The following is a 12,806-nucleotide window of genomic DNA, read 5'->3' as shown; positions in this document are numbered from 1 at the left end:
CCGCGCGGCTTACCCGCCGTTGATGTCGGACGCCCAGAGCGAGCCGCTCTCGGGTGCGTTGCCCGGCGCGGCCAGACCGAAGTGGCGATACGCGGCGAGCGTCGCTACGCGGCCGCGCGGCGTGCGCTGCAGAAAACCTTGCTGAATCAGATACGGCTCGATCACGTCCTCGATGGTGTCGCGCTCCTCGCCGATCGCGGCGGCGAGGTTGTCCACGCCGACCGGGCCGCCGTCGAACTTGTGCAGCACCGCTTCGAGAAGCTTGCGATCCATCACGTCGAAGCCGACCGGGTCGACGTCGAGCATGCGCAGGGCCGCGTCGGCGACCGCCGCCGTGATGCGTCCGTCGGCCTTCACTTCGGCGTAGTCGCGCACGCGCCGCAGCAGGCGGTTGGCGATGCGCGGGGTGCCGCGCGCGCGGCGTGCAATTTCGTGCGCGCCGTCGTCGGCGATCGAGGCATTGAGCAGACCGGCCGAGCGACGCACGATGCCCGCCAGCTCGTCGGCGGAGTAAAACTCCAGGCGTGCCACGATCCCGAAACGGTCGCGCAGCGGATTGGTGAGCATACCCGCGCGCGTGGTCGCGCCAACGAGCGTGAACGGCTGCAGATCGAGCTTGACGCTGCGCGCCGCCGGTCCCTCGCCGATCATGATGTCGATCTGATAGTCCTCGAGCGCCGGGTACAGGATTTCCTCGACGACCGGCGAGAGCCGATGGATTTCGTCGATGAACAGGACGTCGTTGGCTTCAAGATTGGTGAGCAGCGCCGCGAGATCGCCCGGGCGCTCGAGCACCGGGCCCGAGGTCTGGCGCAGGTGCACGCCCATCTCGCGCGCAACGATGTGCGCGAGCGTGGTCTTGCCCAGGCCCGGCGGCCCGAACAGCAGCACGTGGTCGAGCGGCTCCGAGCGCTTGCGGGCCGCCTCGATGAAGATTTCCAGCTGGTCGCGCACCTTGCGCTGGCCGACGTATTCGTCGAGCAGCTTGGGGCGCAGTGCGCGCTCGAAGGCTTCTTCGTTGGGCGAGGCGGGCGTTGGCGCGATAATGCGCTCGGCGGCGAGTTTATCGGTTTCGATCATGGCTGCATTGTAGCGCTTCAGGCGTCGCTTGCCCGGGCGGGCCGGCGGGATTTCGCGGCGCGTCGTGCGGGCCCGCGGCGGCTCGTCAGCCGACCAGGCGTCCGCGCCGCATGCGCAGGCCCTTCGCCGCGAGAGCGGGCGAGCGCACGGGACCGGCCTCGGCCAGCGACACGAGCATCTCGCCGCTGTGCGCGTGGCAAATGGCCACGCCGAGCGCATCGGAGGCGTCCTTGCCGGGCGTGCCGCTCAGCGTGAGCAGGCGGGTGACCATCTCCTGCACCTGCTCCTTGCGGGCGCGTCCGTAGCCGACCACGGCCTGCTTGAGCTGCATCGGCGTGTATTCGAAGACCTCGAGCCCGCCGACCGACAGCGCGGTAATCGCGGCGCCGCGCGCCTGCCCGAGCAGCAGCGTGGACTGCGGGTTGACGTTGACGAACACCTTTTCGATGGCGGCCTGATCGGGACGGTAGGTTTCGACCAGCTCCGCCACGCTCTCGAAGATGATGCGCAGCCGGGCAGGCAGCGTGCCTTCGCCCGTGCGGATGACGCCGCTCGTCACATATTGCAGGCGGCTGCCGTGCTTTTCGAGCACGCCGAAGCCGGTGACGCGCAAGCCGGGGTCGATACCAAGAATTCTCATGCGGAGGCCAGAGGCGCGGCACATGGCGCCGGCGCGGGGCAAGTCAACGGATATGGCCCGTATTCTGGCACAGCCGGACCGGGGCGTCGCTCATGTCGTGTTTTATGCGACGAGACCGGGGCGAGACAGGAGCGGACGGACCGCAAGAGGAGGAATGACGCAGGCAGGGAGGCGCCGCGGCACGCCCCCCGATGGCGGCTCCGGCGCGCCTCGCGTCGATTTGCCGCAGGGGTGCGTCCCGCCGGGGGCGGCGGCGGGCGTCGCGAGGCGGCGGATTGTTGTACATTGTTTGCTGTTCAAAATATTCGACGGTCTGTCGCCGGACCGCCTGCCTGCCGATGCTCTGGATCAAAGCGCTGCACATCGTTTTCGTTGCCTCGTGGTTCGCCGGCCTGTTCTATCTGCCGCGCATCTTCGTCAATCTCGCGATGGAGAGCGACGCCGCCGCCACGCAGCGCCTGCTGCTCATGGCACGCAAGCTGTACCGCTTCATGACGATCCTCGCCGTACCGGCACTCGCTTTCGGACTGATCCTTTGGCTGTATTACGGCATCGGCCGACACGGCGGCTGGCTGCACGCCAAGCTGCTCATCGTCGTGCTGCTGCTCGGCTACCACCATGCGTGCGGCCGCCTGCTGCGCAAGTTCGAAACCGGTCGCAACACCCGTTCGCACCGCTGGTATCGTTACTTCAACGAATTTCCGGTGCTGGGACTACTCGGCGCGGCGATTCTCGCGGTCGTCAAGCCGTTCTGATCGTCCTGAGCCCGTCCTGCGCCTCCCGACCGGGGGCGCCTGCGCGCCTGCGATCGAATGCGTGCCTGAACGGGCGTCATGCCCGTCGTCCAGCATAAGAATCTGCCGCGGCGCGCCGTTGCGCGTCGCGAAACGTCCTGCCCTGAGGAGTATGCCGTGAGTCTGACCTGCGATTACTTTCTGGCGCCGCCGTCGCCCTACGTCTACATGGGGCACGCGCGCTTCGTCGAACTGGCGCGTCGTTTTGACGTACAGATCCAGCTCAAGCCCGTCGATCTCGGGCGCATTTTTTCCAGTTCGGGCGGGCTGCCGCTGGCCAAGCGCGCGCCGCAGCGGCAGGCCTATCGTCTGGTGGAGCTCGCGCGCTGGTCCAGGTATCTGGGCATGCCGCTCAATCTTCAGCCGAAGTTCTTTCCCGTGGCGGGTGACCCGGCCGCGCGCCTGATCATCGCCGCGCAACTCGCGCATGGCACCGGGCGCGCGCTCGATCTGGCCGCCGCGATCTCGAAGGCGCTGTGGGTGGAGGAGCGCAATATTGCCGACGACGCCACCTTGCAGACCATTGCGGACGGCCTGTCGTTCGACGGCAAGTCGCTCGTGGCCGCATCGAGCGGTGCGAGCGTGCAGGCCGCCTACGATGCGAATACCGAAGACGCGATGAACGCCGGCGTGTTCGGCGCGCCGTGGTTCGTGTTCGAGGGCGAGCCGTACTGGGGGCAGGATCGTCTCGACTTTCTCGAACGGGCTTTTGCGCAGGCGCGCGCCGCGCAGCGCTGAGCCCGTTTCTTTCGTTCCCGAAGCGCTCCCGAATCGTTCGTGAAGCGTTCGTGATGCCCGCTGCCGGCGTGGCCGGACGGCGGCAAACCAAGGAGTCTGCAGCAATGAGTCGTCCCCAGGTGGTGTTGTACAAGGGCGTGCCGGCCGAGGTGCGCGCGCGTCTGGCCGAGGCGTTCGAGCTTACCGAGTTCAATGGCGTGAACGACGCCAACCGGGCCGCGTTCTACGCGGCGCTCGGGCGTGCGGACGGGGCCATCGGCGTCGGCGTGAACGTCACGCCCGAGATGCTCGACGCGGCCCCGAAACTGAAGGCATGGGCCACCATCTCGGTCGGCTACGATCAGTTCGACGTGCCCGATCTCACGCGTCGGGGCATCGTGTTGATGAATACGCCCGACGTGCTGACCGAGACCACCGCCGACACCGTGTTCGCGTTGATCCTCGCGAGCGCGCGGCGCGTGGTCGAGCTGGCCGAACTCGTCAAGGCGGGCGGATGGAAGGGCAGCCTCGGTGAGGCGTACTTCGGCACCGACGTGCAAGGCAAGACGCTCGGCATCGTCGGCATGGGGCGCATCGGCGGCGCCGTCGCCCGCCGCGCCGCGCTCGGCTTCGGCATGCAGGTGCTCTACAGCAACCGCACGCGCAACGAGGCGGCCGAGAAGGCCTACGGGGCGCAATACCGCGCGCTGCCGGAGCTGCTCGCGCAGGCCGATTTCGTGGTGACGCTGGTGCCGCTGTCGCCGGCCACCGAGCGCCTGATCGGTGCGAGGGAATTCGCGCAGATGAAGCGCGGGGCGATCTTCATCAACGCGGCGCGCGGCAAGGTGATCGACGAGTCCGCGCTGATCGACGCTCTGGCCTCGGGGCATCTGCGCGCCGCGGGACTCGATGTGTTCGAGCGTGAACCGGTTTCGGTGGATTCGCCGTTGCTGAAGATGCATAACGTGGTGGCGCTGCCGCATATTGGCTCGGCCACCCACGAGACGCGCCATGCGATGGCGGCGTGTGCCGCGGACAATCTGATTGCCGCGCTCACGGGCCAGCCGCTGCGCAACGTGGTGAACCCGCAGGCGCAGCAGCGTTGAGACGCTCAAGCGTGGGGGAAGCGCGCGCGACGGGTTCCCCCGACGTCCAAGGCTTGACGTCTAACGGCCGTCGCTCGCCATACGGCGGCGATTGATGACCTCCTTCGCCCGGGCGAGCTGTTTGGGCAGCCGCTCGCCCAGCCGCAGCGCCATGCCCACGGCCAGCACGTCGCCGATCGCGAGATGCGCGATGCGCGAGGTCAGCGGCGAGTACACGTCGGTGTCCTCGTCGACGTCGGCGAAGAGCGCCACGCTCGCCATGCGCGCGAGCGGGGAGTTGCTGTGTGTAATGGCGATCACGCTCGCGCCCGCGGCGCGCGCGAGCTGCACCGCTTCGAGCAGGTCCTGCGTGCGTCCGGTGTTCGAGATGGCCACGACCACGTCGCCCTCGCGCAGCAGTGCGGACGACATGCCGTAGACGTGCGGATCGTTGTACGCCACGGCTGGAATGCCGAGGCGGAAGAACTTGTGCTGCATATCCTGCGCCGCAATGCCCGACGCCCCCGCGCCATAGAACTCGATGCGCGTGGCGGCGGCAAGCAGTGCGATGGCCTGCCCGATGCTGTCGGGCGACAGATTGTTGCGCACCTGCATGAGGCTGCCGATGGTGCGATCGAGCACCTTGCTCGCGATGCCCGGTACCGGCTCGTCGGGACGCACGTCGCGATGCACGAACGGCACGCCCTGCGCAATGCCTTGCGCGAGCCGGATCTTGAATTCGCGATAGCCGCTGCACCCCACCGCCTGGCAGAACCGGGCGATCGTGGGCTGGCTGACGTTGGCGCGCTCGGCGAGTTCGTTCATCGACAGGTCGACGACTTCGCGCGGGGCGTCCAGCACGTAGGTCGCAAGCTTGCGCTCGGATGGGCGCAATTGGGTCAGCATGGCTTCGATTCGGTTCAGCATGGCAGGCACCAACAAAAACAGGCGCGCGGCCGTCGCTGCCTCGCGCCATTCCCCGTGTTGCCTCGACGCCTTGCCCCATGTTGCCCCGGGGGCGCGGCGAGTCGGCTTGTCAGGCGCCCACTATAGCACCCGGCATCCGCGCCACGGCGCGCTTGGCTTTTCGCCGGGCACGCCTCGGACGACTGGCGAAATGTACAAAAACTACAAAAATACGACATTTCGCATTATGGGCGATTATTTCTCAATGTGGCAAAAATACAGTTAACTGTCGGAAAGTAATCAGTAAAACCCCGGATGCGGCGTACTTCCGATTGATGGGATGTAGAATTTCTACTAAACTCCGCTCCCAATCGTACCCCTCCTGGGTGCGTCGCAATCCGTCTTCCGGCATGACGTCTGACTCCACGAAGCCCCTGCATCCGGCCGTCCGGGCCGTCACCGCGCGCATTGCCGCGCGCAGCCGCGACACGCGCGCCGCCTATCTGGCCCGGATTGCGGCGAGTGCCGGCCGGTTTCCGCAGCGCGGTGCGCTGTCCTGCGCCAATCTGGCGCACGGCTTCGCCGCCATGCCGGCCAACGACAAACTGGTGCTGCGCGAGCAGCGCCGGCCCAACGTCGGCGTGGTGACCGCCTATAACGACATGCTCTCGGCACATCAGCCTTACGAGCAGTACCCCACACGGCTGCGCGAAGCGGCGCGCAAGCTGGGCGCCACGGTGCAGGTGGCCGGCGGCGTGCCGGCCATGTGCGACGGCGTCACGCAAGGCAACGCCGGCATGGAACTGTCGCTGTTCTCGCGCGAGGTCATAGCGATGAGCACGGCCGTGGCGCTCTCGCACAACATGTTCGACGCCGCGCTCATGCTCGGCGTGTGCGACAAGATCGTGCCGGGACTCGTGATCGGCGCGTTGCAGTTCGGCCATCTGCCGACGATCTTCGTCCCCGCGGGCCCCATGTCGAGCGGGCTGTCGAACGACGAAAAGGCGAAGATCCGCCAGCAGTACGCGACCGGCCAGGTCGGGCGCGACGCGCTGCTCGAAGCCGAATCGCAGGCTTACCACGGTGCGGGCACCTGCACGTTCTACGGCACGGCCAACAGCAACCAGCTGCTCATGGAGATCATGGGCCTGCACCTGCCGGGCGCGGCGTTCGTCCATCCGCACATGCCGCTGCGCGACGCCCTCACCGACGCTGCACTCGCGCGAGTGCTCGCCATCGGCGCCGACACGCGCGAATACACCCCTATCGGCCATGTGGTCGACGAGCGCTCGGTGGTCAACGGCATCGTCGGCCTGCTCGCCACGGGCGGCTCGACCAACCACACGCTGCACCTCGTGGCAATGGCCCGCGCGGCGGGCGTGCTCATCGACTGGGACGACTTCGATGCGCTCTCTGCCGTGGTGCCGCTCATGGCGCGCGTCTACCCGAACGGCAAGGCCGACGTGAATCACTTCCACGCCGCCGGCGGCATGGCGTTCCTGATCGGCGAGCTGCTCGACGCCGGCCTGCTGCATGGCGACGTGCAGACCGTGGCCGGCCCGGGACTTGCCCGCTACCGCGAGGAGCCGTGGCTTTCGCCACAGGGGCTGGCGTGGCGCGCCGGGAGCGCCTACAGTGGTGATCGTGACGTCCTGCGCGGCCATGCCGAGCCGTTCGCCCCCGACGGCGGACTGCGGCTCATGCACGGCAATCTGGGACGCGGCGTCATCAAGGTGTCGGCGGTCAAGCCGGAACATCGGCGCGTGGCCGCAACGGCACGCGTATTTACTTCGCAGGAAGCGGTTCAGGCCGCGTTCGATGCAGGCGAGCTGCGTCGCGACGTGGTCGTGGTGCTGCGCGGCCAGGGTCCGCGCGCCAATGGCATGCCCGAGCTGCATCGCCTCACCCCGCTGCTCGGCGTCTTGCAGGACGAAGGCTTTGCCGTGGCGCTCGTGACCGACGGCCGCATGTCGGGCGCATCGGGCAAGGTGCCCGCCGTGATTCACGTGTCGCCCGAGGCGGCCGGCGGCGGCCCGCTCGCCCGCGTGCGCGATGGCGATCTGATCCTGCTCGACGCGAACGCCGGCATGTTGCACGCCGAGGTGGCGCCGCAGGACTGGGCCTCGCGCGAGATCGCGCCGGTGCCGGCCTCCGGCGACGACACCGGGCGGCTGCTCTTCGGCCACATGCGCGCGGCGGTCGGCGCGGCAGAGGCGGGCGCTTCCGTGTTCTTCGGTATCGAGTGACGTGCAGGCCGCATTGGCGCCGCGCTCATGCATTCAAGGAAAACGTAATGGACATCAATGACATCGTTCGTGCCGGCCCCGTGGTCCCGGTGCTTCAGTTCGACAACGTCGAGCAGGGCGAACAAGTCTCGCGCGCCTTGCTCGCCGGCGGCGTGCGGGTGCTCGAGATCACGCTGCGCACGCCGGCGGCCATGGACGTGATCCGTCACGTGGCGGGTCTGTCGGACGAGTTGATCGTCGGCGTGGGCACGCTCACGCGCCCCGAGGAAATGGCGCAGGCCGTGGCCGCCGGCGCGCGCTTCGGCGTCTCGCCCGGCTACACGAGCGCGCTTGGCGCGGCCGCCAGGGCCGCGGGCCTGCCGCTGCTGCCGGGCGTGGTCACGCCCTCGGACATCCTCACGGCGCTGGCCGACGGCTACGACACCGTGAAGTTCTTCCCGGCCGAGCCCTCGGGCGGCGTGCCGATGCTCAAGGCGCTGTACGGACCGTTCCGCCAGGTGCGCTTCTGCCCGACGGGCGGCATCAGCGCAGAGTCGGCGCCGTCGTATCTCGCACAGCCGAACGTGGTCTGCGTGGGCGGTTCGTGGCTCACGCCCAAGGCGCTCGTCGACGCGAAGGACTGGGACGGCATTACGCGTCTGGCGCGCACGGCGAGCGCGTTGCCGCGCGGGTGAGCGAGCGCCGGGAAGCCGTATCGGAGAGGTTCGGGAAAGGTGCAGGCAAGGTGCAGGCAAGGGGCCGCAGAAGCGCGTGCCGCCGACACCACGCAGGATTCATCGAATAACAGGATTTCAATAATCGGGCCCACAAGGCCCATCGGGCATCCGCCCATCTAGCCAAACGAGGAGACCCCCATGGTCGCGGTGCAGGGCAACTTGCTGCTGGTGTACGCGCTTGTCGCGGTAATTGCGCTGATCTTGCTGATCGCGCGCTTCAAACTGAATCCGTTCATCACGCTGATCGTCGTCTCGCTCGTGCTCGGGCTGGCGGTGGGCATGCCGATGGGCGGCATCGTCAAGGCTTTCGAGACGGGCGTGGGCAACACGCTGGGGCACATCGCGCTGGTGGTGGGCCTGGGTACGATGCTCGGCAAGATGATGGCCGAGTCCGGCGGGGCCGAGCGCATCGCGCGAACGCTCATCGGCTTTTTCGGTGAGAAGAACGTGCACTGGGCGATGGTCGTGATTGCGTTCATCGTCGGTCTGCCGGTGTTCTTCGAGGTCGGCTTCGTGCTGCTCATCCCGATCGCGTTCAACGTGGCCAAGCGCACCGGCACGTCGATGGTGCTCGTGGGCATTCCGATGGTCGCCGGCCTGTCGGTCGTGCATGGCCTGATCCCGCCGCACCCGGCGGCGCTGCTGGCCGTGACCGCCTACAACGCCGACATTGGTCACACCATCATGTACGCGCTGATCGTGGGCATTCCCACCGCCGCGATCGCCGGCCCGCTCTTCGCCAAGCTCATGGCGCGCTACGTCGTGCCGAACCCGGACAACCCCCTGCTGGCACAGTTCGTCGAAGCCGATCGCAAGACGGAAGCGCTGCCGGGTTTCGGCATCACGCTGTTCACCATTCTGCTGCCGGTGATCCTGATGCTCGTGGGCAGCTGGGCCGATCTGTTCTTCGCGCCGAAGTCGTTCGCCAACGACTTCCTGCGCCTGATCGGCAACTCGGTGATGGCGCTGCTCATCGCCACGCTCGTGAGCTTCTTCACGTTCGGCAAGCAGCGCGGCTTCAACCGCGATCAGATTCTCAAGTTCACGAACGAATGTCTCGCCCCGATCGCCACGATCACGCTGGTGGTGGGCGCGGGCGGCGGTTTCGGGCGTATCCTGATGGACAGCGGCGTGTCGAAGGCGATCGTCGACGTGGCCACGCATGCGAACCTCTCGCCGCTGCTGCTCGGCTGGCTGGTGGCGGTGCTCATTCGTATCGCGACGGGCTCGGCCACGGTGGCGATGACGACCGCGTGCGGCATCGTCGCGCCGATCGCGGCGGCCGCCGGCGCAACCGTCAAGCCGGAGCTGATGGTGCTCGCCACGGGAGCGGGCTCGCTCATCCTGTCGCACGTGAACGACGGTGGCTTCTGGCTGGTCAAGGAGTACTTCAACATGACCGTGCCGCAGACGTTCAAGACCTGGACGGTTTGCGAGACGATCATTTCCGTGGTGGCGCTGCTGCTGACGCTGGCCCTCGCAACGGTGGTGTGAGGCAGCGATGCAGGGCGTGCAACACCGGCAACACACTGACGCGAGTCAGCAGGTTACAAGGAGACGAGCCATGATCGTCGTGGTAATGGGCGTATCGGGCAGCGGCAAGAGCACGGTCGGGCAGATGCTGGCCGACCGGCTGGGCTGCGGGTTTTCCGACGCGGATTCCTTTCACAGTGCAGCGAACATCGAGAAGATGCGCCGCGGCGAGGCACTCAACGACGAGGACCGCGCCCCGTGGCTGGCCGCCATTCGCGAGGCCATCGTCGCGCGCCGCCTGGCGGGACGTCATCATGTGTTCGCGTGTTCGGCGCTGCGCGCCCGCTATCGCGATGTCCTTGGCGAGCACGACGGCGACGTCGTGTTCGTCTATCTGAAGGGGGCGCCCGAAGTGATCGGCGAGCGCCTTGCCTCGCGCTCGGGTCATTTCTTCGACCCCGCACTGCTGCAGAGCCAGTTCAATACCCTCGAAGAGCCGCAGGACGCGCTGACCATCGACATCCGCGAGACGCCCGAGGCGATCGTGGAGATCCTGCTGCACAAGCTCGCCGCCTGTCCGGGCGGCGCACCCCTGACGTCGGCCACCTCGGCACGCGTACAATAGCGGTTTATTCCCTCTGCCGGCGCGTTGCGCGCCGGCTGTACGCATCGAAATGGCTTCCTTCGAATTCTTCGCGCCGTGCCCCCGTGGGCTGGAAGAGGCGCTCGCCGCCGAGCTGGCAGAGCTGGGCCGCCTTGCCCCGGTGTCGGTCGGCCAGCAGGTTCCGGGCGGCGTGCACTTTGCCGGGCCGTGGGCAGCCGGTATGGCAGCCAACCTGCATTCGCGCATTGCCAGTCGCGTGCTGCTGCGCGTGGCACAGCAGGGCTATCGCACCGAACAGGACATCTACGCCTTCGCGCTCGCCCAGCGCTGGGAAGACTGGTTCTCGTATCAGCAGACGCTGCGCGTGGACGTCACCGGCGTGAAGGCGCCCGTGCGCAGCCTCGAGTTCGTCACGCTGCGCATCAAGGACGCCGTTTGCGATCGTCTGCGCGAGAAGACCGGCGCGCGTCCGAACATCGACACGGCGCAGCCGGACGTGCGCGTGTTCGCTTTCCTGACGGCGACCGACGTCACGCTCTATCTCGACACGTCCGGCGAAGCGCTCTTCAAGCGCGGCTGGCGTCTGGACAAGGGGGCGGCACCGCTGCGCGAGAACCTCGCGGCGGGCGTTCTGCGCCTGGCGGGCTGGCGCGCGGATACGGCCGCCGGCATGGTCCTGTACGACCCGATGTGCGGCAGCGGCACGTTTCTCGCCGAAGCGGCGCAAATCGCGCTGGGCGTGCCCGCCGGCGCCGGGCGGCGCTTCGGTTTCGAAAAGCTCAAGGGCTACGACATCACCGCCTGGCAGAGCCTGAAGGTGCAGGCGATGGACGCCCAGCGCGACGCGCGCGTGCGTGGCGCGCCGCCGACGATCTTCGGCAGCGACATCTCGGGCGACATGCTGGCCAAGGCGCGCGCCAACCTGGAGCGCGCGGGCGTGGGCGACATCGGTCTGAAGCAGGTCGATGCGCGCGATATGTCGCCGCCGGTGGACCGGCCGGGCATCGTCGTGGCGAATCCGCCATACGGCGAGCGCATCGAGGTGCGCGGGCGCCGCGCATCGCGCGATCGTGACGGACGTGACGACGAGCGCGACTCGCCCGACATGCACGGCAACCGCGGCGGCTTCCAGCGCAAGCAGCCGGACGGTGTCGACGCCGAATTCTTCCGCGCCTTCGGCGACGTGCTCAAGCAGCGCTTCACGGGCTGGAGCGCGTATCTGCTCACCGCCGACATGAGCCTGCCGGGGCAGATGCGCCTGCGCGAGTCGCGCCGCACGCCGCTGTACAACGGCGCGCTCGAATGCCGCCTGTTTCGCTTCGATCTGATCGCCGGACCGGTGCGCAGGCGCGCAGACGCCGACGGCAAACCGGCGCACGGCGCGCCTGGGGCATAACGCCTTCGCGAGAAGGGCGCCGCCCGCAGGGCAAGACCGGTCGTTGGCCGGTCCTTGGGGCCTCCGGGGCGCCCTCGTTATCTGGCGTATCTGGTGTATTCGACGTCATCGCCCGCCGTGGCGGGCCATGGCGGCTATCGCGCGCTCAGAAACTGGCGGAGAATGCCGTGCGAGTAGTGGCTCGCGACGTCGCGCAGGAAGCGAGGGAAGTCGACGTGCGCGGTGTCGTCGGCGGCATCCGAGAGCGTGCGCATCACGGCGAACGGCACACCGTACTCGTGGCACACCTGCGCCACCGCCGCGCCTTCCATTTCCACCGCCAGCGCATTCGGCAGGGCCTCGCGCAGACGCGCCACCTCCTGCGCGCTCGACACGAAGCGGTCGCCGCTGGCGATCTGCCCGACATGCACGCGCGCTGCGCCGAGATGCAAGGCGGACAGCCACTCCGGGCGCACCTCGCTCGCCATGTGCTGCGCGAGCCAGTCGCGGGCGGCCTTCGCGAGGGCGTCGCGCAGCGCCACGTCGGCGGAAAACGCGGCGCGTCCGAGCAGCGGGATTTCGTGACGGGGGAAGAGGGGGCTGGCATCCATGTCGTGTTGCACGAGCGAGTCGGCCACGACGACGTCGCCGACATTCAGTCCGTGGGCCAGTCCGCCGGCCACGCCGGTGAAGACGATCTGCTCGACGCCGAAGCGATGAATCAGCGCGGTGGCCGTGGCGGCGGCCGCGACCTTGCCCACGCGCGCGAGCACGATGACGCAGCCCTGGCCGTGCAGCCGGCCCACGTGGTAGTCGCGCATGCCGACATGCTCCACGCGCGCGCCAGGCGCCATCTCGGCGAGCAGGTCGGCAATTTCTTCATGCAGGGCGGCAACGATGCCAAGCGTCATGGCGCGGATTCCGAGGGCAAAGCGAAGCGCGCATTGTAGCGCGCGTGGCAGTGATTGCTGCAGTGAGTGTTGACGTGAGTGTTGGCGTGAGTGTTGGCGTGAGTGTTGCAGTGAGCGCTCGGGCGCGGGGCCCTCGGCGACCCCGCGTCGGCGCGCTCACCGCGAAGACGAACGTCAGTCGACGGCCTTGACCATCTCCTCGACGACCTTCTTCGCGTCGCCGAAGACCATCATCGTCTTGTCGAGATAGAAGAGTTCG

General features: G+C 68.0%; 13 protein-coding genes. 8 read left to right on the top strand and 5 right to left on the bottom strand.

Features of this window, described 5'->3' with window-relative positions; genetic code table 11:
• Positions 1–9: 9 nt before the first annotated feature.
• Both ruvB and ruvC read right to left on the bottom strand, forming a co-directional pair.
• The gene (gene ruvB, locus PNO31109_RS00065) at positions 10–1,080 is read right to left on the bottom strand and encodes a Holliday junction branch migration DNA helicase RuvB (protein WP_150553610.1); all 1,071 of its coding nucleotides are present in this window, start codon (positions 1,078–1,080) and stop codon (positions 10–12) included.
• 85 nt (positions 1,081–1,165) lie between these two features.
• Positions 1,166–1,720: a crossover junction endodeoxyribonuclease RuvC gene (gene ruvC, locus PNO31109_RS00060; RefSeq protein WP_150553609.1), complete on the bottom strand. Its 555-nt coding sequence runs from the start codon at positions 1,718–1,720 to the stop codon at positions 1,166–1,168.
• Between the two features lie 338 nt (positions 1,721–2,058).
• On the opposite strand from ruvC, the gene PNO31109_RS00055 reads away from it, so the two are divergent.
• The 3 genes from PNO31109_RS00055 to PNO31109_RS00045 all read left to right on the top strand — a co-directional run bounded on the left by PNO31109_RS00055 (position 2,059) and on the right by PNO31109_RS00045 (position 4,337).
• Entirely contained in the window at positions 2,059–2,475 is a 417-nt protein-coding gene (locus tag PNO31109_RS00055; protein ID WP_150553608.1) for a CopD family protein, read from the top strand.
• A 156-nt stretch (positions 2,476–2,631) separates the two neighbouring features.
• Positions 2,632–3,252: a 2-hydroxychromene-2-carboxylate isomerase gene (locus PNO31109_RS00050; protein WP_150553607.1), complete on the top strand. Its 621-nt coding sequence runs from the start codon at positions 2,632–2,634 to the stop codon at positions 3,250–3,252.
• A 104-nt stretch (positions 3,253–3,356) separates the two neighbouring features.
• Complete coding sequence (locus tag PNO31109_RS00045) at positions 3,357–4,337, top strand: 2-hydroxyacid dehydrogenase (RefSeq protein WP_150553606.1); 981 nt, start codon at positions 3,357–3,359, stop codon at positions 4,335–4,337.
• A 60-nt stretch (positions 4,338–4,397) separates the two neighbouring features.
• Here the strand turns inward: PNO31109_RS00045 and PNO31109_RS00040 are convergent, their stop codons facing one another.
• On the bottom strand, positions 4,398–5,243 hold the full coding sequence (locus tag PNO31109_RS00040; RefSeq protein ID WP_150553605.1) for a MurR/RpiR family transcriptional regulator: 846 nt from the start codon (positions 5,241–5,243) through the stop codon (positions 4,398–4,400).
• A gap of 389 nt (positions 5,244–5,632) precedes the next feature.
• Here PNO31109_RS00040 and edd point away from each other — a divergent pair, with 389 nt between their 5' ends.
• The 5 genes from edd (at position 5,633) to PNO31109_RS00015 (ending at position 11,657) form a co-directional block, all read left to right on the top strand.
• Positions 5,633–7,468, top strand: coding sequence for a phosphogluconate dehydratase (edd, locus tag PNO31109_RS00035; RefSeq protein ID WP_150553604.1), 1,836 nt, complete (start codon positions 5,633–5,635; stop codon positions 7,466–7,468).
• 47 nt (positions 7,469–7,515) lie between these two features.
• A complete protein-coding gene (eda, locus tag PNO31109_RS00030) occupies positions 7,516–8,142 on the top strand; it encodes a bifunctional 4-hydroxy-2-oxoglutarate aldolase/2-dehydro-3-deoxy-phosphogluconate aldolase (RefSeq protein ID WP_150553603.1) in 627 nt (208 codons plus the stop codon).
• Between the two features lie 180 nt (positions 8,143–8,322).
• The gene (locus PNO31109_RS00025; protein WP_150553602.1) at positions 8,323–9,678 is read left to right on the top strand and encodes a GntP family permease; all 1,356 of its coding nucleotides are present in this window, start codon (positions 8,323–8,325) and stop codon (positions 9,676–9,678) included.
• Between the two features lie 70 nt (positions 9,679–9,748).
• Positions 9,749–10,282 (top strand): gluconokinase, encoded by a 534-nt coding sequence (locus tag PNO31109_RS00020; protein ID WP_150553601.1) that lies wholly within the window; start codon positions 9,749–9,751, stop codon positions 10,280–10,282.
• A 49-nt stretch (positions 10,283–10,331) separates the two neighbouring features.
• Complete coding sequence (locus PNO31109_RS00015) at positions 10,332–11,657, top strand: THUMP domain-containing class I SAM-dependent RNA methyltransferase (RefSeq protein WP_150553600.1); 1,326 nt, start codon at positions 10,332–10,334, stop codon at positions 11,655–11,657.
• Between the two features lie 134 nt (positions 11,658–11,791).
• Here PNO31109_RS00015 and PNO31109_RS00010 read toward each other — a convergent pair whose 3' ends face one another.
• Positions 11,792–12,547, bottom strand: a complete 756-nt coding sequence (locus PNO31109_RS00010; RefSeq protein WP_150553599.1) for a 5'-methylthioadenosine/adenosylhomocysteine nucleosidase — start codon at positions 12,545–12,547, stop codon at positions 11,792–11,794.
• 174 nt (positions 12,548–12,721) lie between these two features.
• Positions 12,722–12,806: NAD(P)(+) transhydrogenase (Re/Si-specific) subunit beta (locus PNO31109_RS00005; RefSeq protein ID WP_150554131.1), on the bottom strand; the 85-nt coding region annotated here is incomplete at its 5' end.

It is taken from the genome of Pandoraea nosoerga (genome assembly GCF_902459585.1).
Taxonomy (GTDB): domain Bacteria; phylum Pseudomonadota; class Gammaproteobacteria; order Burkholderiales; family Burkholderiaceae; genus Pandoraea; species Pandoraea nosoerga.
Note: the sequence above shows the minus strand (reverse complement) of the source record. Positions and strands in the feature narration are given on the sequence as shown.

Excerpts from the sequence above, each read along its gene's own strand:
- PNO31109_RS00045 (WP_150553606.1), top strand. The coding sequence starts at position 3,357 with ATGAGTCGTCCCCAGGTGGTGTTGTACAAGGGCGTGCCGGCCGAGGTG.
- edd (WP_150553604.1), top strand. The coding sequence starts at position 5,633 with ATGACGTCTGACTCCACGAAGCCCCTGCATCCGGCCGTCCGGGCCGTC.
- PNO31109_RS00025 (WP_150553602.1), top strand. The coding sequence starts at position 8,323 with ATGGTCGCGGTGCAGGGCAACTTGCTGCTGGTGTACGCGCTTGTCGCG.
- eda (WP_150553603.1), top strand. The coding sequence starts at position 7,516 with ATGGACATCAATGACATCGTTCGTGCCGGCCCCGTGGTCCCGGTGCTT.
- PNO31109_RS00010 (WP_150553599.1), bottom strand. The coding sequence starts at position 12,547 with ATGACGCTTGGCATCGTTGCCGCCCTGCATGAAGAAATTGCCGACCTG.
- ruvC (WP_150553609.1), bottom strand. The coding sequence starts at position 1,720 with ATGAGAATTCTTGGTATCGACCCCGGCTTGCGCGTCACCGGCTTCGGC.
- PNO31109_RS00040 (WP_150553605.1), bottom strand. The coding sequence starts at position 5,243 with ATGCTGAACCGAATCGAAGCCATGCTGACCCAATTGCGCCCATCCGAG.
- PNO31109_RS00015 (WP_150553600.1), top strand. The coding sequence starts at position 10,332 with ATGGCTTCCTTCGAATTCTTCGCGCCGTGCCCCCGTGGGCTGGAAGAG.
- PNO31109_RS00055 (WP_150553608.1), top strand. The coding sequence starts at position 2,059 with ATGCTCTGGATCAAAGCGCTGCACATCGTTTTCGTTGCCTCGTGGTTC.
- ruvB (WP_150553610.1), bottom strand. The coding sequence starts at position 1,080 with ATGATCGAAACCGATAAACTCGCCGCCGAGCGCATTATCGCGCCAACG.
- PNO31109_RS00020 (WP_150553601.1), top strand. The coding sequence starts at position 9,749 with ATGATCGTCGTGGTAATGGGCGTATCGGGCAGCGGCAAGAGCACGGTC.